The organism is Exiguobacterium sp. A1_3_1, assembly GCF_048985645.1.
Lineage (GTDB): Bacteria > Bacillota > Bacilli > Exiguobacteriales > Exiguobacteriaceae > Exiguobacterium_A > Exiguobacterium_A indicum.
In genome coordinates this window covers 1-23735 of record NZ_WBYY01000032.1, presented here as the reverse complement: position 1 = coordinate 23735, position 23735 = coordinate 1, and the positions used below count along the sequence as shown (strand labels likewise).

Below are 23735 nucleotides of genomic sequence, written 5' to 3'. Positions count from 1 at the left end.
GGCTTGTGTCTCGCCTGAGGAAAGGGCGTGAAAAGACGCGTCATTCTTTTTTTTGAGTCAACCTCATTTTCTCTTACTTACGGGATTGATGGACGACATTGACGCCACCTGTCACATCGAGGATTGCTCCCGTGATCATACTTGATTCTTCTGCCAACAAGAAAGAGATTGCGCGAGCGATATCTTCTCCGACACCCGTTCTTCCGACCGGCGTCGCCTCATCTTGCTCCGCTTCAGAAATCAACTTCGTCTTATTGTCGCCGACGATGTTTCCCGGGTTGACCATGTTGACCGTAATGCCGTGTTCGGCCTCTTCAAGCGCTACACTCTTCGTCAAACTTACCATCCCGCTTTTAGCAGCAGCGAACGCTGCCCGGCATACCCATCCTGGCGCTGTTGCACTTTCCGGGAAACCGTACGTAATGATTCGACCGTAGGTTTGCTTACGCATGACAGGCAATACTTGACGTAACAGCCAAAAACTAGCTGTCAGATTTCCAGTGATCACTTCATTCCATTCCTGATCGGTGTAATCCACTAACGCTTTTCGTTCAAATATATAAGGTCCTGCATTAAGTATCAACGCATCAATCCGACCTTGCTCGTTGATTGCTTGTTGGGTTGCGCGTTCCAATTCTTCTTGATTCGTCACATCTGCTTGAATCGTTATGAGATTCGGATGTGTAAATTCGGGTTCGGAACGATGAAACGCTGTCACTCTCCAACCTTCTTCCAGTAACTGGCGCGTCACTCGTTCTCCCAGTCCTTTTGTACCTGCTGTAATTAACGCGTGCCTCATCTTGGCATCGCCCCCTTTCACTGACTCCATCTTACGACGGAACAGAAAGGAAGGACAATTTTTAGAACTCACTGAATGTTTCATCCGCTCCCAGTAAGAGAATGGTATAATTAGGTTGTACTCATCATATCGATTACGAAGGGATGGATTCATCATGGCAATCGTCTATCATAATGTACTCGTAGCAGTAGATGGCTCAAAAGAGGCAGAACGTGCCTTTGAGACGGCAATCGATGTTTCATTGCGGAATGATGCAAAATTGATCATCGCACACGTCATTGATACACGGACATTCGCAACAGTAGAAGCCTATGACCGCACTATCACGGAACGTGCCGAATCTTACGCGAAGGAATTGCTAGACGAATACGTCAAGACTGCTCAAGATCGCGGTGTACAGGAAGTCGAAGTAGCGATTGAATACGGCTCACCGAAAGTAACGATCGCCAAAAAGCTTGCCCCTAATCATGATGCTGATTTAATCATTTGTGGCGCAACTGGTTTAAACGCTGTTGAACGTTTCTTCATCGGTAGTGTCTCTGAAAGCATTACGCGTTACGCAAAATGTGACGTCTTGATCGTCCGTTTATGAATCACTCTTCGTCAAAAAGCCTCTCTTCCTTCATTTCAAAGGAAGAGAGGCTTTTTGACGATCTGCTTAAATAAAAAACCATCGAACCAATGTCCGATGGTTTGCAATCATTTGTATTTTACTGTGACCGAACGACGACCCCAGTTGAATGCTTCTGAACGAGAGTAGTAAAGGATATCCATCTTTTTCCCTTTAATAGCACCGCCAGTATCAGCAGCTGTATACGTCCCTTTTAATTTCCCTTTGTAATACACTTTCACTGTCGAACGAAGTGGAATGACACGTGGATCAACCGCTACGACTTTCTTTTTCGAGCTTTTGATGTTCCAACCGATTGCTGTCAGATTACCACTACCTGGATCATATGGTGTATAAGCTGTTGCACTTACGTTCGTGATTGTTTTCCAACCACCTGTCGATTGTTTTTTCGATCCACTCGATTTTACGAGTTTCGAGTATTTCGCGCTAAGATAAGCCGTTTTACCTTTGTAGCTTACTTTGTACCAGTTCCCTGTTTTTGCTTTGTACGATAACGTTTGGTTCTTATATAGAAGACCGAGTTTTTTCGACGAAGTAGTTGCTTTTTGACGAATGACTAGGCTATCGACTGTTGACTTGACGCTTTTCTTAGTTGCAGCCTCTGCTTGAAGACCTGCGAACGAACTGAGTGCTAACACGACCGTTAAAACACTTGCGAGCATCCGTTTCATCATGTATTTTCTCCTCCATCATTGTTTCGTGTTTGTTAACTGAGATTAATATACATGACAAAATGAGAGTGTGCCGTTACATATAGACCACAAAAATATGTCTGTACTATTACTTTTATGTTACAAAGGACTCATTTTTTTAAGAAATCGCCCTTTTTCAGGTTTATTTTTACAAAGATGACGATTCATTTTTCGTTATATGACAAACACCGTAACAATAGAACGTAAGTTCGTATATTTTCCTTCTTAGATTTCATCAAAAAAAGGACTGAATCGTCGGAATAACGACTCAGTCCTTTTGACACGATTATGCGTTTTGAGCAACCAATCCACCAACACGAACCGTGTCGCGTGCAATCATCAATTCCTCATTCGTTGGAATGATGATGACTTTAACTGGTGAGTGTGGGTAGTTAATGAAGAGTTCTTCTCCACGAGCACCATTGTTGAGTGATGGATCCCAGTAGACGCCCATGAATTCGAGACCACGTAAGACACGCTCACGGATTGAATCTGAGTTTTCTCCGACACCGGCTGTGAAGATGATCGCATCGACACCATTCATCTCAGCAGCGTATTGCCCGATGTAACCGTGGATACGGTTCGCAAAGATACGGAGTGCCATCTCTGAACGATGGTTTCCTTCTTTAGCAGCTGTCTGGACATCACGCAAGTCACTTGAAAGACCTGAAAGACCGTAGATTCCAGACTCTTTGTTCATGACGTTCAAGACGTCTTCTGCTGTTTTCCCTGTTTTCTCCATCAAGAATGGAATCAACGCTGGGTCAAGTGAACCAGAACGTGTTCCCATCGTAATCCCTTCAAGCGGTGTGAAGCCCATCGTCGTATCGATTGATTCGCCACCCGAAACTGCTGCGATCGATGCTCCGCTACCTAGGTGACACGAGATCAAACGGAGGTCTTTTAACGGACGACCGAGTAATTCAGATGCACGTTCCGTAACGTATTTGTGGCTCGTACCGTGGAAACCATATTTACGGATACCGTATTCTGTATAGTAATCATACGGCAAGCTGTAAAGGAAGTTTTCTTCTGGCATCGTTTGGTGGAACGCTGTATCAAAGACTGCCACTTGTGGCACTTCCGGAAGCAATGCTTGGAATGCCCGGATTCCGATCAAGTTTGGTGGAATGTGAAGTGGTCCGAGTTCTGTGTACGACTCGATATCGTGCATGACTTCATCTGTAATCAATACAGAGTCTGCATATTTTTCTTTACCATGAAGCACACGGTGTCCAACACCTTTAATCTCATCGTAAGACGAGATGATTCCGAACTCCATCAATTTTTCGAGTGACAACTCGACTGCTTCTTTATGTGTTGCAAGTGGGAGGACATCTGTATACTTTTGTCCTTCACCATATTTGATCGTAAAGATTGCATCGTCTTTACCGACGCGTTCAACGAGTCCGACTGCGATCATCGTTTCGTTCGGCATTTCGAGCAATTGGAACTTCAAAGACGAACTACCTGCGTTTACCGCCATAATTTTTGCCATGATTTTTCCCCTTTTCCATTTGAATCCAATGAACATTCACATCTGTTTAGGTTTTCTTCTATTTCTGTTCTACAACTAGAATAGTCAAATTAACGACAGATTTCAATCACTTTGCGTAATTCATTTTAATTCTGTGTTAATCCATTCATCAATCTGTTTCACCATACCACCAAACGCGCGAGCATCTGTAAACGATGGCAACTCAGCAAGCAATGCTTGTTTTGGCATCTTCATACCGGCTAAATGATTACGGACGATCAAATAACTTTTTGCTGCCTGTTCTTGTTTGAACATCGTGAGCGGTAACTGCAAAATACCGATGACATGCGCTTTTGATTCGAAGTACTGTTTCAACTTCCCTTCCGTATCATGTTGAAACAGTCCGTTCGGAATGACGAAGACACCGAATCCGCCTGGTTTGACGTATTGCATCGCTTGTTCAATCAACAAGAAATGACTGTAGCTCATGCCTTCGTCTCGTTTTAAGATGTAAGAAGCGGCAGCCTCTTCATCTGGATAATAACCGACAGGAAGATCAGCCATCGCAAGATCAACTGGATCTAACAATAATGGTCGTAACGCATCTTGATGGGTATACGTGACTGGATAGTCGAGTAATTCCGTTACCGCTGCTGATAAACGAATCAATGTCTCATCTACCTCGACCGCCTCAGCAGATGTACCTGTCGAAAGCTGACTTAAGACGGCATGTAACATGCCACCTGTCCCACTCCCCAACTCAAGTAGTCGGATGTCCTCCTTACCTACCAATTTCCCGATTAGATAACCAGCAAACAAAGCGACGCTATCTGGCGTCGGTAAATGATTCGGTTGCGCTTGTTTCATACCTTCTAGAATAGCAAGCGATACTGCCTTCCGAATGACCTCTTTGTCTACATTTTCAGTATGACGATCGTTCAATCGATCAATCACCGTCGTCAACGCTTCTAAATAGGGCATATCCAGATCACGTTCGATTTGTTTTGTTTGACGTGTTAATTCCTTATATAACTTTTCTAACGGCTCCATGTACGTCATCCTCTCCAAAACGAAACGGCCCCCCGTAGAGCGGGAGCCGTTTCTATCATTAGTTCCATTGTAACGCTTCAGCGGCGTTTGTAAACCATTCTTACTTCGCTTCACGTGCTGCAGCGAGTGCTGCTTCGAAATTGACTTCGTCTGTTGATTCTTCAAGATATTCAACGTACGTAATCTCGTTGTTTGAATCAAGAACGAAAACAGAACGGGCAAGCAGGCGTAATTCTTCGATGGCTACGCCATACTGTGTACCGAATGAAAGATCACGGTGATCAGACAACGTCACGACTTGATCGAGACCGCTTGATGCGCACCAGCGACGTTGTGCGAATGGAAGGTCGTTTGAGACCGTCATGACCGTCACACCTTCGATTGTTGCTGCTTCTTCATTGAATTTACGTGTCTGCGCATCACAAACGCCTGTATCGATTGATGGGACGACGCTGATGATCCGGACACCTTGATATGTATCACGTGTTACCGGTGATAAGTCGTTAGCTAACACTTGAAAGTCAGGTGCTGTTTGTCCGACTTGAACCGCCGTACCTTGAAGTGTGATTGGATTTCCTTTAAACGTTGCCATTATGAATTCCCCTTTTCCCCTGAATGGATATACTGTATTTTCTATTTAACTATAGGAATGATCCGCGAAGATGGCAAGCATTCTGCCATAATTGATGGACTTCAGTACCCGTCTTTCCAAAAAACAGGTATAATGAAAGAGTTCATGAAACGCTTTCAAGGGGGAATTGACCATGGCTCGAAATAACGTCTACCTGTACTACCGAAATACACAAAGACACGAGACGCAGGTGCGAAAGTTGATTGATGTCGGTACACGATACGGACTGAACGTTGTCCAAGATCACCGACAAGCAAACATCATCGTCTCGATTGGTGGAGATGGGGCTTTCTTGCAAGCGGCACGCTTCACAGGTTTCCGTGATGATGCGATCTATGTTGGATTCGCTGAAGGACCAAACTCGTTCTACTGTGATTTTGATATCAATGATCTTTCTGCGGTCGAAGCGATCTTTAAAGAGACAGGCAACCGTGTCTCGGATGGTGAAATCGAAGTACGTCGTTATCCACTGCTCGAAGCATCCATCAACGGTGGACCACCGATGCTCTGTCTGAACGAATGTTCCGTGAAGTCGAGCATCATCAAATCACTCGCAATCGAAGTCTATATCGACGACTTCCTGTTTGAGACATTCCGCGGGGATGGGATGGTCATCTCAACACCGACGGGCTCTACGGCTTATAATAAGTCACTCTCTGGTGCGATCGTCGATCCATTGATTCACTGTCTTCAAGTCAGCGAAATTGCTTCCGTCAACAACAACCGGTACCGGACACTCGGTTCTGCTTTCCTACTGAACCGTGGACGGAAACTTTCGTTACGCATCATTGAAGACGGGAACGACTATCCGATCATCGGGATGGATAACGAAGCACTCAGTCTCACACGAACAGATTCAGTCGATATCCAACTTTCTGAAAAAGAACTGAAAACCGTCAAATTGACGAACAATACATTTTGGCATAAGATTCAACGATCGTTCTTATGACAATAAAAAAATCTGCCTCCTCGGGGCAGATTTTTTTATTGCGTCTTCCGTTACGTCACCCTTTATACTCCAATCAAAGGAGGTACACAAATGATGTATTCCACTCAGGAAATCGCCAAACTGACCGGCGTCACAAAACGAACACTCTATCATTATGAGACGATCGGTCTCCTCGTGCCAAAGCGCACCAATGCTGGTCACCGAAGTTACAGCAGAGAGGATCTTTTACGTTTACAACAAATCCTGCTCTACCGCTCTCTTGATTTCCCACTGTCAGAAATCCAAAGATTACTCACGCAATCTGATTCCAATCATCATACGACACTGAAAAAGCAGATTGCACTCCTTCAAGAAAAAGCTTCGCGTTATCAAATGCTTGCTCGACTCGCTGAACAGACATTACTCACCTTAAAAGGAGGACTCCCGATGAAAGACGAACAATTATTCCGCGGTTTGCGTCATGACGAGATCGTTACGCATGAAAAACAACATGCAGATGAAGTCCAGCAACTCTACGGTGACACTGACGCTTATCGAATCAGTGCAAAAAGACAACGACAACGTACTCCAAATGAGAAAGAACAACTGAGCAGCATGCATAAGCAACTCGATCAGCGCTTGACGACCCTTTACCGCGACGGGCATGCGGCGACGGACCCAGACGTTCAACAAGTCGTCAAAGAACAACATGATTTCATCGATACGTACTATTACCCATGCGCATTATCTCTCTTTGCCTCACTCGGTCAGATGTATGTGTCTGACGAACGGTTCCGCGCCTATTACGATGCGTATGCCCCCGGACTATCGACGTTCTATTCGGAAGCTATTTCACACTATACGCAAACATCACACTAACGCGGCTTCCGCCTGATAAACGGTTTTTCCAGCTTGGACCGTCTCGACCAAACGGTTATTCAAGATGGCTTCCCCACGCAAGCGATAGAAGTCTTCTTCAAAGATGACGAAGTCGGCATCATAGCCTGGTAAGAGCAATCCTTTTCGACCATGTGTTTCTGTCGCGAGATGTGGATTCTTCGTAAAGAGCAACAAGGCATCAAACATCGATAACGTCTCGTTCGTTTTATTGACACGTCCTGCCGTTCCTTCGGTTGCTGCATAAAGCGACCGTCGGACATCGGGGTCAGAGATCGGCGCATCTGCTCCGCCGCACAATAATGCGCCGGTCTCAGCTAACGAACGTAAACGGTAACTCCAGTCTAAGCGGTTCAATCCGAGTCGATCGACGATGAAGTCGGCGTCATCCAGTAAAAAGACTGGTTGAACGTCAATCAAGACCGGTAACTTCCGAATTCGCGCAAGCGTTTCTGGTCGGACGACCGTCGCATGAATGATGCGATCGCGTTTCCCTTTTGGTGCCGGATACTTCTCGAGCACCTGTACGAACCGCTCGATCGCTAAATCACCGATGACATGTGCCGCGACTGTGAATCCATAACTACGTGCTCGTTTGACGAGTTGTTCGAGTTGTTCTGGCGTATGCACTTCGATACCACGTGTCGTCGGATCATCGGAATAACCACGACCGAGAAGAGCGGTTCGTCCTCCGAGCGCGCCGTCGACGAACAGTTTCATCGCACCGATTGACATCGTTGACGGTAAAGTAGGTTGTTGTTGCACGAACTCATCGATGACAAGATGATGCACGAGCAGATGTGTATGGAAGCCTGTCTCTTGCGTCACTTCCTTATAGGCTTGCAAGATGTCCGCGACATCCCCGTGATACGACAAGTCTTCTGTGTGTGCCGCAATGATGCCATATTGGTATAAGTTCTTAATCGCTGACCGAAGGGACGCTTTATTTCTCTCTAAGTTTCCAGCTTGTAACGCATATAAAGGTTCAAGCGCCGCATCGTACAAGAATCCGTCTGCTTCTCCATTATCCGATAAACCGACCTTTCCACCTTCGATGACGGTTGACGCTTTATATCCGAGCTGTTGGAACAAGACATCGTTGACAAGTGCTGTATGCCGGTCTGTTCGTTTCAACAAGGCAGGTGCATCAGGGAACAACTGATTGAGCCATGCTTTCGTCGGTGCACGATCAAGCTTCGTTTCGTCATAGCCTTCTGCCACATGGATTCCATTGACTGGTTCCGCCTTGAGAAAAGCTTGCCCTAACGCTTCAAGCGTCGTATAGCGCGAGGCATCGACACGATTGATCGCTTCCCCGTAACCGATCAGATGAATATGCGCATCCGTAAAGGCTGGATATACAGCTTTTCCGTTCAAGTCGTGAATTTGATCAATACGTCTACCGAAACGGCGGCGTAGCTTTCCTTCCTCTCCCATCGCGATGATCCGCGTCTTCTCGACGAACATCGCTGAATGGACATCCTCTTCGTGTGCCATCGTTCGAATCAATCCGTTTACGTATAGTGTTCCCATTCCACTCACTCCTCTTTTTACAAAAATAGGGTGACCATGACGGTCACCCTGAATTGTCGATCCTGATTTAAACGTGCAATGTTTCTTCTGGTGCACACGACCGTTTAATACGTTCGATCGCGGCCGGATCGTATTCATTTAGGACACGTTCCGCTAAGACAATCGTTCGTTCATAGTCTCCCGCTAAGAACTTCGTTTCCGCGATCGTCAGCGACATATGTATCTCGTTGTCGTGGCGACGGTACCGGTTCGCATACTGGACGAGCCGTTCGGCATACGTGACTTCGAACACTAATGTATCTAACCGTTCTTGCACATGTTTAAACGTTTCTTGGACGTCTTGACTTTGTGCGACGATCGATCGAACGTTAAACGGTAACTCCTCTAACCGTGTCTCAAGCGTCTGCAGTGAACGATTTGCATTTCGGAGCGCTTCTTCCACCTCAGCCGGTAAGTTCGGTAATCCGAGTCGTTTCAGACGGAGGCGTGTCTGCGACAGCTGATGACGCCATTCGACGATTCGTTCGCGAACTTCCGTCTCTTCTTTTCGAAGTGCCTGGAGTTCGACCGTAAAGCGTTCGTACTGAATCATCAACTGTTCTTCGAGGCGAATCGCATCGCGCATCTGATCTTCGAGCATACTGAACGGGATGATTTTTCCGGCAATCGACTCATCAAGATCTTTTGCTGCTTCAAACAGTAGCTCTTCGTCACGCTGGATTGTCTCATAGTGAATCCCTAAATCTGCTGAGATTTCATATTTTTCACGTAGGATGCTGAACTCTTGTGCCAATTGATGAATCCGTTCACGCATCCGTAGCGCTTTTTGTTTCAAGAATTGGTTTTCTTTTTTCACTTGATGACGCGCATCGACCTCACGACGGAACGTATCATACATTTGATCCACATCGGCCGATAACTGTTGAATCGCCTCTTCCAAACCGTCGACTTCTAGCATTTCGATTTTTTCAGAAAGGCTCAGACGTTGTTCCTCGAACCGTTTGATCTCGGATTGGAGACCGAGTGGTTCAAGTGGATACCCATCTAATGACATTTCCTTATAGCCCGCTCCGAGCTGATCAATCCGTTGACGCAATTCATGAGCGAGAATCTTCCATTGTTTCGGTACGAGTTCAACGAGTTGACGCGTCGTTGCTACTTCTTGCTCGAGTAACAAACTTGTTTCATACGCCTTCGTCACTTCACCTGAAGCTTCGTACTGACACATCTCATTCCAGTGCGCGTCGATTTGTTCACTTCGTTCTTCGAGACGCGCAAGCGCCGGACCGAATGAGTTCGCTTGAATCAATAATGATTTCCGAACTTGCCCTGAATCGGCTTCCCCTTGAGCTTTCAGTTCGGCTAGAACCGATTGATTCGTTTTGAACGTCGACATCTCGACGAGCATCTCATCGATCAACCCTTCGAGTTCTGCAATCAATTGTTCCGTTACTTCGAGGTCATTCTTGACGGCGATGAACCGATATTTATCGAGCGCTTCCTCCGCCCGGTAAAGGGTCTCATCGATTTGGGCGACGTGGACCGTTAATAACTCTTCCCACGCTTGATGCCAGGAGCTGAACTTCGTCTCCGTCTCACCCGCCATCGGTAGTTGCTTTAAGTCCTGCAACTCCTTTGGAATCGATGCACTGACGATGCCTTGTTTGCGCATATCAAGTTCATCGATTTTCGTGTAGTATTTTTTTCGACTGATCATGCTAAACAGCATGACGAGTAATACGATGACGATGACTCCGATCACCCATGCCCACATTTGTCACGACCTCCACTCTGTCCTACGACTTTAGATTTTCTCTAAATCGCAATAATCTTATCCTTATAATAGTATAGCGCAACCGTTTTGCATAGATTTACAAAGGCTTTTCCTGATTTCTTCCGCTGTTTTGAATCCTTTTTCCAAAAATCAATTGTTTGTCAGCTACGCGAAAACTCGTTAAACTAAGAAAAATACACTTTTCACGGGAGGAATTTTTATTATGTTCGAAACAAAGACATATGAAGGTGACCGGACGAAACAATACGACATGCTATCAAAACAACTCGATGCGCTATTAATGGGAGAAGACAATCAAGTCGCGAACTTATCGAATGCGAGCGCGTTGCTCAACCAGTTCCTCGATCGTATCAACTGGGTCGGCTTCTATTTGACGGATACGGAGCAAAACCAACTCGTCCTCGGACCGTTCCAAGGACTTCCAGCATGCGTTCGTATTCCATTTGGTCGTGGTGTATGCGGAACGTCCGCAGCAGAACAGACGACACAACGAATCGAAGATGTGCATCAGTTCCCAGGTCACATCGCATGTGACGCGGCTTCGAATTCAGAAATCGTCATTCCACTCGTCAAAGACGGACAAACGATCGGTGTCCTCGATATCGACAGCCCAGAATTCAACCGTTTTGACGAAGTCGATCAAGCTGGTCTAGAAGCATTCTGTACGACACTGCTTCGCCATCTGTAATTCTGATTGACAGTCGATTGTCCACACCGTATACTTGTAAAAGTGCAGAAATGATAACGATAGCGGTCAAATCGCTTACGTATCACATTTCATGACTCGGTGAATAACCGGAGGGGCATCGTGTAACTTTGCTATCAAGCGAGGGTGCCACATCATGAAATGGGCGTAATGTGGGTTTGATGGCGTTATTATTTTTATGCAAATAATAACGAACAATAAGGAGGAGTCTTATTATGGCTCGCTATACAGGTCCAGCTTGGAAACTCTCACGTCGTCTCGGTATCTCACTTACTGAAACAGGAAAAGAAATCGCAAAACGCCCTTACGCACCAGGTCAACACGGTAACAGCCGTCGTAAAGTATCTGAGTACGGTCTTCAACTTCAAGCGAAGCAAACACTTCGTCACATGTACGGAGTAAACGAACGCCAATTCAACCGTATCTTCAACGATGCTGGCAAAATGCCTGGTATCCACGGTGAGAACTTCATGTTCTTACTCGAAGCACGTCTTGATAACGTCGTTTACCGTATGGGTATGGCTCGTACACGTCGTGCTGCTCGTCAGCTCGTCAACCACGGTCACATCCAAGTTGATGGACAACGCGTTGATATCCCATCATTCCGCGTGAAACCAGGTCAAACGATCTCAGTTCGCGAAAAATCGAAGAACTTTGTCGTTATCAAAGAAGCACTCGAAGTTGCTCCAGCAACTAAAGACTTCGTTACTTTCGATGCTGAGAAGCTCGAAGGAACGTTCGTCCGTCTTCCTGAGCGTTCTGAATTGAACGATCAAATCCAAGAACAACTCGTCGTCGAGTACTACTCACGTTAATCGATTGTTCCAGCACTCACTTCGGTGGGTGCTTTTTTTATGCCTATGACTAAAATGTATACCTGGTCTTAAAAAAAGAGTGACGTCATTCATCCGTTTGTGTTAACCTTTAAACATAAATAGTTAACACAAACAGAAAAGAGGACTTCATTCATGAAAACAAGAGATTTAACATTCATCGCCCTTGGTGCTGCCATCATCGCAGCCGTCAGTTCTTTGCCACAGATTCAACTTGTCGGCGCTGTTCCAATCACGCTCCAGATGCTCGCGATCATGACGGTCAGCGCGATTCTCGGTGGAAAACGTGGTGGACTCGCTGTCTTGATTTTCTTATTACTCGCAGCAGCTGGTCTACCGGTGCTTGGCGGAAAAGGCGGACTAGCCCCATTCGTCGGACCAACCGTTGGTTATTTGATTGCCTTTCCGATTGCCGGATTCTTCATCGGACTTGTTGCTGAAAAAACGCGTCGCTTCGTTCCCCTCTTCATCGGGATGATCGTCTTCGGACTTGGTTTAGTCTACTTGCTTGGAACATTCGGTTTAATGGCTGTACTCGATCTATCGTTCAAAGATGCCTTTGCGATCAACTATCCTTTTGTCTTATGGGATACGATCAAAGCCGTCATCGCCACAACAATCGCCGTTCGCTTGTTGCCACTCCGTTTATTCCGGACAGCTTAAAAAAACGCTCTCTGCATCTAAGTGCAGGGAGCGTTTCGTATATCATCAAGCATGCTCGACGACGAAGTATTTTTTCTTTCCGCGACGTACGATCGTAAAGCGACCGATTGCATCAGCTTCCGTGATTTCTTTCGTTAAATCTTGCTCGCGTTCTCCGTTCAGGTAGATCGCACCGTTCGTAACGTCTTCACGTGCTTGACGTTTTGACGGACTGATCTTCGCCTCAACGAGAACGTCGACGAGGTTTGTCGCTTCACCGAGTGTAAAGCGTGGCATTCCTTTGAACGCATCTTCGATATCTTCGACTTGCAACGATTTAATGTCTCCACTAAAGAGTGCCGTCGTAATACGTTGCGCTTGTTTCAGCCCTTCTTCACCATGGACGAGAACTGTCATCTCTTCTGCGAGACGACGTTGCGCGACACGCTTCTCTGGTGCTGCCTTGACTTCTTCTGCGAGCGCGTCGAGTTCTTCGTGCGTTAAGAACGTGAAGTATTTCAAGAACTTGATGACGTCAAGATCGTCAACGTTGAACCAGAATTGGTAGAACTCGTACGGTGACGTTTTGTCAGCGTCTAACCAAACCGCACCACCTGCTGTCTTACCGAATTTTTGACCGTCTGCTTTTGTAACAAGCGGTACCGTCAATCCGAATGCTTTTTCTTCATGACCCGCACGACGAATCAATTCCATCCCTGCTGTGATGTTCCCCCACTGGTCACTACCTCCGACTTGAAGGCGGCATCCTTTGTCTTCGTAGAGTTTCAAGAAGTCAAACGATTGAAGTAACATGTATGAGAACTCAGTGAATGAGATCCCGTTTTGAAGGCGTGAGTCAACAGAGTCTTTCGCAAGCATGTAGCTGACCGGGAAGTGTTTTCCGATATCGCGTAAGAAATCGATGATCGTCAAATCTTTCGTCCAGTCCAGGTTATTGGCGATCGTGACCGGGTTTTCTCCTTCAAGTGGTAAGAAACGTGACAACTGGTCCTTAATCCGATTCGCGAACTCTTCGACGATATCCGATGTATTCAACGAACGTTCTGTTGCGCGACCACTCGGGTCTCCGATCATTCCCGTTGCTCCACCAACGAGACCTACGACATGGTGTCCTGCTTGTTGGAATCGTTTTAAGACTAAGATCGGCAACAGGTGTCCGATGTGAAGTGAATCCGCTGTTGGATCAAATCCTGTGTAAAGTGTCGTTGGTGTCTCGAGTAATGTCTTCAATCCTTCTTCATCCGTCATCTGGTTAATTAAACCGCGAAATTCTAAATCCTCTAATAACGTCATTGTGTCTCCTCCTAAAGTTCACTTTTAACAATAAAAAACCGTCCCTTCGTCTAAGACGAAGGGACGGAAGATTCCGTGGTACCACCCTGATTGCCCTTTTAAAAAGGACCACTTGGTTCGTCGATAACGGGACGGACCGCTTGATTTCTCAAGAAACTCCTGGAAGCGTAATTCATAAGTTCACTGTGTCCTAGTTCGCAGCACCACTAGGTCTCTGTCACAGGGAGTGACTTACTACTGTATTCCGATCACTGTTTAACGTATCATATGAAAATAAGATGGTTTCATGATACGTCGAAGGCGAATCCGCTGTCAAGCCAAAATTAAGCAATGGATTTATGGTATAATACGTCTATCTGTGATTTAATATTAATTTACACCTAAGTTTAAGATGCAAAGGAGATCATTTATGCGCGAGAACTGGTCCAAGTTTTGGAATCACCCCCGGACGAAAGCCGTTCGGCACTGGTCGAATATCACATACGATGTTTCATGGAACATCATTTTATTCCTCATCATAGCAGTGTTGCTCATTGGAAGCTTTTCTGTCGGAGCTGCCGGCGGATACTTCGCTTCCCTTGTCAAAGGTACGAAAGCCCCTCCATTGACGGAAATGAAACAACAAGTCAATAGCTATGCAGTAACGAGTCAGATTTATTGGGGAAGCGGCGAGAAATTGACGAACGTCTCTACTGATGAAGAACGTCAGCCTGTCGACATTAAAAATATCTCTCCGTATTTATTAGATGCCGTCTTATCAACTGAAGATACTGATTTTTATCAGCATGATGGTGTTGTCCCAAAAGCAACATTGCGTGCAGTCTTGCAAGAGCTGACAAACTCCGCGTCACGGACTGGCGGAAGTACGTTGACTCAACAATTAATTAAAAACCAAATTTTGACGAATGAAGTCTCGTTCGAACGCAAAGCAAAGGAAATCATCTTAGCGCTACGCCTCGAGAATGCGATGTCAAAAGACGAAATTCTTCAAGCTTATTTGAATGTCGTCTCATTTGGTCGAAATTCACTCGGACGTAACATTGCTGGAATTGAAGCGGCTTCTCAAGGTGTCTTTAATAAATCAGCGAAAAAGCTGACATTACCACAAGCAGCCTTCCTCGCCGGCATTCCGAAAAACCCTTATTATTACACACCGTATCTTCAAGGTGGCGTCGTCAAGAAAGATTTGACACCAAGTATCAATCGGATGAAAACCGTCTTGAAGCGGATGTATGTCGCAAAAAACATCACAAAAGAACAATACGAAAAAGCGATCAAGTACGATATCACGAAAGACTTTGCGAAACAATCGAAACGTTCACGTGACACATATCCGTATGTCTACGACTTAGCAGAGCGTGAAGCAACAAAAATCATGACGAAGTACTTGATGAAACAAGATGGAATTAAAGAAGATGAGGTCAAACCGTCTGAACTAGCAGAAGTTCGAGCAAACTACCAGGATCAAGCACTGGTTGCTCTCCGTCAAGGTGGGTACAAAGTTCACTTGACGCTGGATAAGAAAATTCATGAATCCATGCAACAACCTGCGAAGAACAATGGAAACTTCCCTGGCAGCATGCAGTACAAACAAGTCGTGGATCCAAAAACGAAAAAAACCGTTTCAAAACAAGATCCCGAAGAGACAGCAGCGGTCATGGTTCAAAACGAAACAGGTCGTATCCTTGGATTCGTCGGCGGGCGCTATATGGATGGGAAAGCGGATGACTTCAACCGGGCATTCCAAGCCAAACGTCAGATCGGATCGACAGCAAAACCAATTCTCGTATATTCAAATGGTATCGAGAACGGTTTAATTACTCCGGGATCGACCGTCAATGACGAAGAGTATTACTACCAGACCGTACCACGTCAACCAGGTGATCGCCCAATCAAGAACGAAGGCGGTCGTTATCGTGGGAACGTGACGGTTCGCACCGCACTTGAACTTTCATTAAATGTACCTGCTGTTAAGATTTACGAGAAGATGAACATGTCGAACTCGATTCAAAAACTCGTCGATATGGGCGTGGAAGTACCGGATGCGATTCGTTATGCTCCTTCGGCAGCACTCGGAACGATGGAGATCACACCAGTCGAACTTGCTGGTGCTTACGCAACACTCGCGAACTATGGTGAATTCGTGCAACCATACGTCATTTCGAAAATCACGAAAGATGGAAAAAACATTTATAAAGCAAAACCAAAGAAAAAGCGAATTTACGAACCACGAACGGCTTACTTGACGCTTGATATGATGCGCGGTGTCTTCACAAAAGGTACAGCAACATTTGCAAAAGACCGATTGAATGTTCCTGGAGACTGGGCAGGTAAAACCGGTACGACCAATGATGTCAAAGACTCTTACCTTGTTGGTTCGACACCTGGTGTGACCCTTGCCGTCTGGACAGGACATGACCAAAACAACTCGCTCATCGGTCCGACGACGTATTATCAACGTACACAGACGCTATGGTCTCAAATGGCGAACGCAGCATATGGCGCTAATAACAGCTATTTCAAATCAGGTGCTCGCTTCACACAACCATCTTCTGTAACAGCAAATGACTTTAAGAACAGTGGTCGTTTCAAAGAAGAAGATAAAAAGAAAAAAGCCGAAGAGGCGAAGAAAAAAGCGGAAGCTGAGAAAAAGAAAGAAGAAGCAGCTAAGCGAGCAGAAGAAGAAGCAAGCAGAGCGGAAGAACAGAAACAAGAAGCTCAACAAAACGAACAACAAGCTGAAGCAGATGCGAAGAAAAAAGCAGAGGAAGACGCAAAACGTGCTGCCGATGCAAAAGCGAAAGCCGAGGCAGAAGCTAAGAAGAAAGCGGAAGCTGACGCTAAGAAACAACAAGAACAACAGAAAAAGCAAGATGAAAAGAAAGACGATGCTTCTGAAAACTAATAAAAAGAAGTTGGAACACAACTAACTGATTTTATAGGAAAAGACCCTCGATACGACTACTCGTTTCGAGGGTCTTTCGTTTATTAAACTGGATTATATTACAACCTCATTTTGAAAGTTTTAATTTAGAGTGACTTAGAGAAGGTTGATACTTTTACTTTAGATACTGGTTTACCTTTATACGTCGCCCAGGATTCTATTTTTACAGAATATTCTAGTCTGGAAGCGTTTGTCCATTTGAAATAAGTTTTGTGCATAATTAAACTATCTTTTTTAAACTTAGAATACGTCATTTTTCCATAGGTACCAACTAAAGCCATTGCAGTTCCACCTGATGTCACAGCCTTTAATGCCGTTCCAACATAAGGCATGTTTTTTATACTATTAACTTGAGTAACAAGATTTCCTCCTCCAGCTACTAAGCCACCGTACAAGATTAATTTATTGTTGTCTTTATTAATCTTATTTACTTTTTGGATCGCCACGCTAAATTGCTTGTATTTAGTTTGAGATTTTGGAGCATACATTTTGTAATACATAGCATGTAATCCCGAATCTTTTGTAGGTAGAGTTGAACTCCCTGAATCAGCACTTGCAAAGCTTGGTGCGCCTAAAGATACAGTTAGAACGGTGGAAAGAATTAAACCAGATTTTAAAGTCTTGATTTTAACCAAACAAACCATCTCCCTACTCTTTTATTGGAAAAATAATTCAGTAAAATTATAACATAAAAGAACTCTTTTAACTTTCTATCATCTATTTTTAAAAATTTTGTAATAAAAAATCCCCCTTACTTGAGGGGGATAAAATTTCCATAATAGAACTTTTTGAACTTACTAATCTCTGCATTTTACTGGAACTGTTTTTAAGTTTAATCTTCCATCGTCGAGAGATCCCCTGTTTCGAGATTTAACTCCCATGCTTTTAGAACACGGCGCATGATTTTACCACTTCGTGTCTTCGGTAATTTATCCCGGAAATCGATTTCTCTCGGTGCCGCATGAGCAGCAAGCCCCTCTTTGACGAATGCTTGGATTTCTTGTTTTAGCTCATCCGTCGGCTCGTAACCATCACGCAAGGCAATGAATGCCTTGATGATTTCACCGCGGACTGGATCTGGTTTCCCGATAACACCAGCTTCCGCGACAGCTGGATGCTCGACGAGACGACTTTCGACTTCAAACGGACCAACCCGTTCTCCAGCCGTCATGATGACGTCATCGACACGTCCTTGGAACCAGAAGTAACCTTCGTCATCCATATAGGCAGAATCCCCTGAGACATACCATCCTTTAAAGAAATACGATTCATATTTCTGCGGATTGTTCCAAATTTGACGCATCATCGATGGCCATGGTGTTTTTAAAGCAAGGTTCCCCATTCGGAATGGCGGTAACTCATTTCCTTGATCATCAATGATCGCAGCCTGAGTTCCTGGAATCGGTTTCCCCATCGATCCCGGTTTGATGTCCATCGACTTGTAGTTACAAATCATCATCGCGCCTGTCTCCGTCATCCACCATGTATCGTGAATCCGTTGATCGAACGCTTCTTTGCCCCAACGAATGACTTCTGGGTTCAACGGTTCGCCGACAGACAATACATGACGAAGACTTGAGAGATCATGATGATTCGCAACATCCGCGCCAGCTCCCATTAACATCCGGAAAGCGGTCGGTGCGCTATACCAAACTGTTACCTTGTACTTCTCGATGACACTGTACCAGAAATCCGGATTGAAGCGTCCACCGACGACGATATTCGTTGCCCCGTTCAAGAACGGAGCGAAGATACCGTAACTTGTTCCTGTGACCCACCCCGGATCAGCCGTACACCAGTAGATATCATCTTCTTGGAGATCAAGTACCCAGCGACCTGTCATTAAGTGCTGAATCATCGCATTTTGAACGTGGAGCACACCTTTCGGCTTTCCTGTCGATCCTGAAGTGTAGTGCAGGATCAATCCGTCTTCACGATCTAGCCAGACCGGTTCGAATACATCGGATGCTTGCTCGAACGCTTTGCGGAAATCGAGTAATGTGTCCGATTCTTCGACATCTTCGTCGACAAGTACTACCTTTTCAAGTGATTCCAGTTCCCCAACTGGAACACGTGGGAGCAGTGCCTTCGTCGTCACGAGTAACTTCGCTTCAGAATCAAGCAGGCGATCACGGACCGCTTGTTCCATGAATGCTTCAAATAACGGACCGACGATTGCGCCTACTTTCAGTGCGCCAAGCAAGGCAAAATACAATTCCGGTGAACGTGGCATGAAGATGAAAATCCGGTCACCCGTTTTGACCCCTGCATCGACTAATACGTTTGCCGCTTTATTCGTCAATCGTTTCATATCTGCATATGTGAATCGTTGTTCCGTCGTTCCATCGAAATAGATCAGCGCATCCTTGTTCGCTCGCTCGCCTTCTGCGTGGCGGTCGATTGCTTCATGAGCCATGTTGACTTTCCCCGTTGTCGCCCATGAAAAGTACTGCTCAGCATCTTTCCAGTCGTACGTGTTCGTTTCATCATACTCTGCTAACCAATGCTTCCCCGGAAGCGCTTTCAAAACTTTCATGTCTCGTTCCTCCCCTTCTATGTTTTCCTCTTTATTATAAGCTAGTTATCCGTCAGTTCAATCCATTTGCCGTCAATTTGTTAAAAAATCCCTCTCTTTGCTCAAGCGCTTTCGTCTATAATGAATAGGAAGGTGGTGACGCTTACATGTTTGAAAAACAATTCAATCATCGGACGCATGAAACATCACTCGGTCCCGTTGACATCGAAGGTCCCGTACCGAGTCAAACACTAGCAACGTATACACTCGATTCAGGGTTGACGGCTTTTCGTCCACCCGCTGAACAACATCAAGCACTCGTTGAGATCGCAGACCTTGAGGAAGGACGGATCATCGTCGCTCGTCAAGGAACGGAAATCATCGGTTATGTGACTTACTTATACCCTGACCCTTACGAAACGTGGAGCGAAGGAAACAATCCGTACATCTTGGAACTCGGAGCGATCGAAGTCTCCTCTCGGTTCCGCGGACAACAGATCGGTAAAAAATTGCTTGAAATCTCTATGCTCGATCCTGCTATGGAACACTATTTGATTTTAACGACTGAATATTATTGGCATTGGGACCTAAAAGGGAGCGGACTATCGGTCTGGGATTACCGAAAGATCATGGAGAAGATGATGAACCATGGTGGTCTTGTCTTCTTCCCGACCGACGATCCGGAAATCGCCTCCCATCCTGCCAACTGCCTGATGGCACGTATCGGAAAACACGTCTCACCTGAAGTCGTCGCTCATTTTGATGCGCTACGCTTGAGAAGACGCTTCATGTATGACTGAGCTCGAGGAGGAATCGTCATGTTAATCGAACAAATCATGAATACGACGTGCATCACGATGCAACCGACGAATTCCATCGCGCATGCGGTCGAACTCATGCAACGTCATCAGATTCGTCATGTTCTTGTCGTCAATGCCCGCCATGAACTCGTCGGTCTTGTCGGATTAAAGGAAATTCAAAGCGCAAGTAGTATCTTTCATCCGGATACAGCAAAACAAGACCTACAGTATCCGGTCTCAAGCATCATGATTGAAAGTCCTGTCACGGCTCATCCGCTCGATTTTCTCGAAGATGCGGCTGTGCTGTTTTATGAATACCGATTGACGTGTCTGCCAATCGTCCGCGGTCGACGCCTTGTCGGTGTCGTCACGGAAACGGATTTGTTGCGGACATTCGTTCAATTGACAGGTGCACTCGAACCAAGTTCTCAAATCGAAATCCGTGTTGAGAACACTGCTGGAACATTAGCAAAGATTGCCGCACTGCTTGCCAAAACGAATATCAATATCTTAAATGTACTCGTATATCCAACAGACGATCCGTATGTCCGGATCGTTGCGTTTCGTGTCCAGACGATGAATCCGATTCGGATCATCGAAAAGTTGCGCAAAGAAGGATTCGATGTACTTGGACCGGATGTGAGCAGATGAAGGATTTTGCTTATCTGTACAGTCCTGAAGAAGCGACTTATCGGTTTTCGGAGACACATCCATTCAATCCGATTCGCCTCGAATTAACTGTTTCCTTGCTTGAAGCGATGCATCAATTAGATGACATTCCTTGTATCGCGCCACGTCATGCGACTGATGAAGAATTGTCACTCGTTCATGATCAGGATTATATTGCCGCCGTCAAAGCAGCTGGAACCGGAGCATTAACCCCCCTCAAGGCACAGATGTATGGTCTTGGGACAGAAGATACCCCTTTGTTTCAAGGGATGCATTCGGGCGCTTCTCTCCTTGTCGGTGGCACGATCGAAGCGTGTGATCTCGTCTTATCTGGTCAATATAAACGGACCTTTCATATCGGCGGTGGATTGCATCACGGATTCCGTGGACGTGCCTCTGGTTTTTGTGTCTATAACGATACCGCTGTCGCCATGGCAGCCATGATTGAAAAATATCACTGTAAAATTCTTTATGTCGATACAGACGCCCATCACGGTGATGGTGTACAATGGGCCTTTTATAATCGAAAGGACGTCATGACATTGTCTCTCCATGAGACGGGTCGCTACTTATTTCCAGGAACGGGAATGGTGACGGAACGGGGGTCTGAAGAAGGGTATGGATTCAGCTGGAACGTGCCACTGGACGCCTTTACGGAAGATGATTCGTTTTTACTCGCGTATGAGACGGCACTCTTTGAAGCCTGCGAATTGTTCCAACCAGATCTCATCATTACGCAAAATGGTGCCGATGCACACGCGCTTGATCCATTGACTCATTTATCCTTAACGATGAAAAGTTATGAGCAGATCCCTCAAATCGCCGTCGCTGCAGCAAATAAATATACGAATGGAAAAATCGTTGCTTTAGGAGGCGGTGGCTATGACTGGTATCGTGTCGTCCCCCGCGCGTGGAGTCAAGTTTTTGCTGCCATGACCGGACAAGCTCCGTTTCACGGAGAGATTCCTACTTCATGGCAAAAACGTTGGAGTGGACAAGAAACACCCCCACCAACACACTGGCATGATCCAACACCACTCTACCCCACCATTCCGCGACGACCTGAAATCGAAGAAAAAAATTGGGAGACCGTCAAACGACTGATTTGGCCGTTCGTAAGTGATGAGCGTAAGAAACAATTGACTGCGACTTCCCCTTACTCCATTGATTAATTGACTTTTTATCTTCACATTTATTTCGTTCGGAGTTCACAACTTGTTGCTATACTAAATATGGAATTTTTACTTAGTAAATGAATAATAGTTGGGGGAATCATCATGAAAAAGGCATGGCTTTATTCCGGTCTTATTCTATCGACGGGGATCGTACTCGCAGGGTGCGGCAATGAAAAACAGGCAATGGATCACGATAACATGCAAGGGTCAGGAAAACCGACGGTCGAGGTCAACGTTAATGTTCCAGCCAAGACAATGGAAGAAGATAAAGTTGTTTTTAAAGCGTCAGCTGTCGAACAAAAGAAACCAGTCAATCTTGAGGACGTGACATTTGAAGTTTGGGAAGCCGGAAAACAAGACGGTGCCCATCAAAAGTTCAAGGCAGCCTTGAAAAAGACCGGTTCTTATCAAGCAGAAGCTAAACTTGCTGAAGGTGAGTATGAAGGACTGTATCATATCAATGATAAAAAAGGACTCCATCATATGGATAAGATCTCATTCGTCGTCATGGATCATTCACATGAAAAAGAGGAAGCATCGCACGAGCATGGACATGATCACGAAGCCGTCGACGGTCTGTCTGTCCATTACATGGGCGCAACAAAAGCGAAAGCTGGTGCTGAACTTCCCGTCTCCTTTCATGTTTTCCTCGATGGGAAACCGCTAAAAGCGAACGTACAAGTGGAAGTCATTGAAACGGGCATTGAAAAGCATAACTACGTTCCTCTAGAAAAAAAGGGTGATGCTTACAGCGGGAAAGTAACATTGACTGCACCTGGTCAGACGACGGTTCGACTCCATGTCGAAAATGACCAACTCCACCATCACCAAGATGAACTTATTACCGTCGCGAAATAAAAAAACGTCTCTTTTTTCAAGCAGCTTGCTTGAGAGAAGAGACGTTTTTTCGATTAAGGACGTGTCGAATCCCGTTGTTCGATCCGGTGTGGTAACGTGACATCGTTCGTTTCAATTTCTTCTTTGTTCAAGATTTTCGTCAATAGACGCATCGAGACTGCTCCGATATCATACATCGGTTGAACGACAGTCGTCAGTTTCGGACGAATCATCGTTGCAAGACGTGTGTTATCGTGTCCGATGACTTCGAAGTCTTCCGGTACACGGTGTCCCGCATCCTGTAAGGCATGGATGACACCAAGAGCCATCTCATCCGTTCCAGCAAAAATCGCGCGTGGGCAATCTTCTCCAAGTTCAAGCAATTGATTCATCGCCTTCATTCCTGAATCATACGTATAGTTTCCAAGGACGACATTTTGCTCGTTAAACGGAAGATTTGCTTCTTCGAGTGCTCGGCGATAACCCGCAAATTTCTTTTCACCATTGATTTGCTGTTCAAGTGGTCCAGTGATGAATCCAATCCGTTCATGTCCACGGTCAATCAAAGACTTAACAGCATCGTGCGCAGCACTCTCATAATCGATATTGACGGCAGGAAGATCATAATCTTGATTCAACGTCGCAGCAAGAACGATCGGAACCGGTGATGTTTTGAACTCACGAACGAGATCCTCATGCAAACGTCCACCCATGAAGATGATTCCATCCACCTGTTTTCCGAGTAATGTATTGAGCAAATGAATCTCTTTTTCCCGGTTTTGGTCGGAGTTACATAAAATGATGTTATATTTATACATTGTCGCGACATCCTCAATCCCTGTCTCTTATACACATCTCCGAGCCCAC

General features: G+C 45.5%; 21 protein-coding genes, 1 pseudogene and 1 other annotated feature. Of the genes and pseudogenes, 11 read left to right on the top strand and 11 right to left on the bottom strand.

The genetic code is table 11. The annotated features are described in order from the left end of the window. Nucleotides 1-73: 73 nt before the first annotated feature. On the bottom strand, nucleotides 74-799 hold the full coding sequence (locus F8N00_RS05390) for an SDR family oxidoreductase (protein ID WP_023469048.1): 726 nt from the start codon (nucleotides 797-799) through the stop codon (nucleotides 74-76). Between the two features lie 154 nt (nucleotides 800-953). Here F8N00_RS05390 and F8N00_RS05385 point away from each other — a divergent pair, with 154 nt between their 5' ends. Continuing rightward, nucleotides 954-1391, top strand: coding sequence for a universal stress protein (locus F8N00_RS05385; protein WP_029342342.1), 438 nt, complete (start codon nucleotides 954-956; stop codon nucleotides 1389-1391). Nucleotides 1392-1498: 107 nt separating this feature from the next. On the opposite strand, the gene F8N00_RS05380 is transcribed toward F8N00_RS05385, so the two are convergent. The 4 genes from F8N00_RS05380 to tpx form a co-directional block, all read right to left on the bottom strand. After that, nucleotides 1499-2104, bottom strand: coding sequence for a 3D domain-containing protein (locus tag F8N00_RS05380; protein WP_023469050.1), 606 nt, complete (start codon nucleotides 2102-2104; stop codon nucleotides 1499-1501). Between the two features lie 304 nt (nucleotides 2105-2408). Next, on the bottom strand, nucleotides 2409-3620 hold the full coding sequence (locus tag F8N00_RS05375; RefSeq protein ID WP_023469051.1) for an acetate kinase: 1212 nt from the start codon (nucleotides 3618-3620) through the stop codon (nucleotides 2409-2411). 120 nt (nucleotides 3621-3740) lie between these two features. Continuing rightward, on the bottom strand, nucleotides 3741-4649 hold the full coding sequence (locus F8N00_RS05370; RefSeq protein WP_023469052.1) for a class I SAM-dependent methyltransferase: 909 nt from the start codon (nucleotides 4647-4649) through the stop codon (nucleotides 3741-3743). A 100-nt stretch (nucleotides 4650-4749) separates the two neighbouring features. Beyond that, nucleotides 4750-5241 carry a thiol peroxidase gene (gene tpx, locus F8N00_RS05365; RefSeq protein ID WP_035396538.1) on the bottom strand — a complete coding sequence of 164 codons (492 nt, stop codon included), beginning with the start codon at nucleotides 5239-5241 and terminating at the stop codon, nucleotides 4750-4752. Nucleotides 5242-5413: 172 nt separating this feature from the next. Here tpx and F8N00_RS05360 point away from each other — a divergent pair, with 172 nt between their 5' ends. Further along, complete coding sequence (locus F8N00_RS05360) at nucleotides 5414-6229, top strand: NAD kinase (RefSeq protein ID WP_023469054.1); 816 nt, start codon at nucleotides 5414-5416, stop codon at nucleotides 6227-6229. Between the two features lie 90 nt (nucleotides 6230-6319). Next, nucleotides 6320-7087: a MerR family transcriptional regulator gene (locus tag F8N00_RS05355; RefSeq protein WP_421017880.1), complete on the top strand. Its 768-nt coding sequence runs from the start codon at nucleotides 6320-6322 to the stop codon at nucleotides 7085-7087. Here F8N00_RS05355 and F8N00_RS05350 read toward each other — a convergent pair. Both F8N00_RS05350 and ezrA read right to left on the bottom strand, forming a co-directional pair. Beyond that, entirely contained in the window at nucleotides 7079-8638 is a 1560-nt protein-coding gene (locus F8N00_RS05350; RefSeq protein ID WP_023469056.1) for an amidohydrolase, read from the bottom strand. The genes F8N00_RS05355 and F8N00_RS05350 overlap by 9 nt on opposite strands. A 67-nt stretch (nucleotides 8639-8705) precedes the next feature. Further along, on the bottom strand, nucleotides 8706-10412 hold the full coding sequence (gene ezrA / locus F8N00_RS05345) for a septation ring formation regulator EzrA (protein ID WP_064299501.1): 1707 nt from the start codon (nucleotides 10410-10412) through the stop codon (nucleotides 8706-8708). A 223-nt stretch (nucleotides 10413-10635) separates the two neighbouring features. On the opposite strand from ezrA, the gene F8N00_RS05340 reads away from it, so the two are divergent. The 3 genes from F8N00_RS05340 to F8N00_RS05330 all read left to right on the top strand — a co-directional run bounded on the left by F8N00_RS05340 (nucleotide 10636) and on the right by F8N00_RS05330 (nucleotide 12635). Next, nucleotides 10636-11121: a GAF domain-containing protein gene (locus F8N00_RS05340; protein WP_023469058.1), complete on the top strand. Its 486-nt coding sequence runs from the start codon at nucleotides 10636-10638 to the stop codon at nucleotides 11119-11121. A gap of 233 nt (nucleotides 11122-11354) precedes the next feature. After that, entirely contained in the window at nucleotides 11355-11954 is a 600-nt protein-coding gene (rpsD, locus tag F8N00_RS05335; RefSeq protein ID WP_023469059.1) for a 30S ribosomal protein S4, read from the top strand. A gap of 153 nt (nucleotides 11955-12107) precedes the next feature. Next, on the top strand, nucleotides 12108-12635 hold the full coding sequence (locus F8N00_RS05330) for a biotin transporter BioY (RefSeq protein WP_023469060.1): 528 nt from the start codon (nucleotides 12108-12110) through the stop codon (nucleotides 12633-12635). Nucleotides 12636-12680: 45 nt separating this feature from the next. On the opposite strand, the gene tyrS is transcribed toward F8N00_RS05330, so the two are convergent. Beyond that, a complete protein-coding gene (gene tyrS, locus F8N00_RS05325) occupies nucleotides 12681-13928 on the bottom strand; it encodes a tyrosine--tRNA ligase (RefSeq protein WP_174316490.1) in 1248 nt (415 codons plus the stop codon). 56 nt (nucleotides 13929-13984) lie between these two features. Beyond that, nucleotides 13985-14189, bottom strand: a binding site (T-box leader). A gap of 148 nt (nucleotides 14190-14337) precedes the next feature. Here tyrS and F8N00_RS05320 point away from each other — a divergent pair. Then, on the top strand, nucleotides 14338-16833 hold the full coding sequence (locus tag F8N00_RS05320; RefSeq protein ID WP_058713898.1) for a transglycosylase domain-containing protein: 2496 nt from the start codon (nucleotides 14338-14340) through the stop codon (nucleotides 16831-16833). Nucleotides 16834-16958: 125 nt separating this feature from the next. Here F8N00_RS05320 and F8N00_RS05315 read toward each other — a convergent pair whose 3' ends face one another. Next, nucleotides 16959-17507 (bottom strand): hypothetical protein, encoded by a 549-nt coding sequence (locus F8N00_RS05315; RefSeq protein WP_143404495.1) that lies wholly within the window; start codon nucleotides 17505-17507, stop codon nucleotides 16959-16961. A 197-nt stretch (nucleotides 17508-17704) separates the two neighbouring features. Further along, nucleotides 17705-19408: an acetate--CoA ligase gene (gene acsA, locus F8N00_RS05310; RefSeq protein ID WP_058264716.1), complete on the bottom strand. Its 1704-nt coding sequence runs from the start codon at nucleotides 19406-19408 to the stop codon at nucleotides 17705-17707. A gap of 146 nt (nucleotides 19409-19554) precedes the next feature. Here acsA and F8N00_RS05305 point away from each other — a divergent pair, with 146 nt between their 5' ends. From F8N00_RS05305 to F8N00_RS05290, 4 genes are all read left to right on the top strand, one after another. Further along, the gene (locus F8N00_RS05305; protein WP_023469064.1) at nucleotides 19555-20187 is read left to right on the top strand and encodes a GNAT family N-acetyltransferase; all 633 of its coding nucleotides are present in this window, start codon (nucleotides 19555-19557) and stop codon (nucleotides 20185-20187) included. Nucleotides 20188-20205: 18 nt separating this feature from the next. Continuing rightward, on the top strand, nucleotides 20206-20838 hold the full coding sequence (locus tag F8N00_RS05300; RefSeq protein ID WP_023469065.1) for an acetoin utilization AcuB family protein: 633 nt from the start codon (nucleotides 20206-20208) through the stop codon (nucleotides 20836-20838). Beyond that, nucleotides 20835-22028, top strand: a complete 1194-nt coding sequence (locus tag F8N00_RS05295; RefSeq protein ID WP_055968781.1) for an acetoin utilization protein AcuC — start codon at nucleotides 20835-20837, stop codon at nucleotides 22026-22028. The genes F8N00_RS05300 and F8N00_RS05295 overlap by 4 nt, the downstream gene beginning before the upstream one ends. 105 nt (nucleotides 22029-22133) lie before the next feature. After that, nucleotides 22134-22889: a FixH family protein gene (locus F8N00_RS05290; RefSeq protein WP_421017879.1), complete on the top strand. Its 756-nt coding sequence runs from the start codon at nucleotides 22134-22136 to the stop codon at nucleotides 22887-22889. 53 nt (nucleotides 22890-22942) lie between these two features. Here the strand turns inward: F8N00_RS05290 and F8N00_RS05285 are convergent. Further along, nucleotides 22943-23707 (bottom strand): annotated as a pseudogene (locus F8N00_RS05285) (substrate-binding domain-containing protein); the annotation flags it as partial. Between the last annotated feature and the right edge of the window lie 28 nt (nucleotides 23708-23735).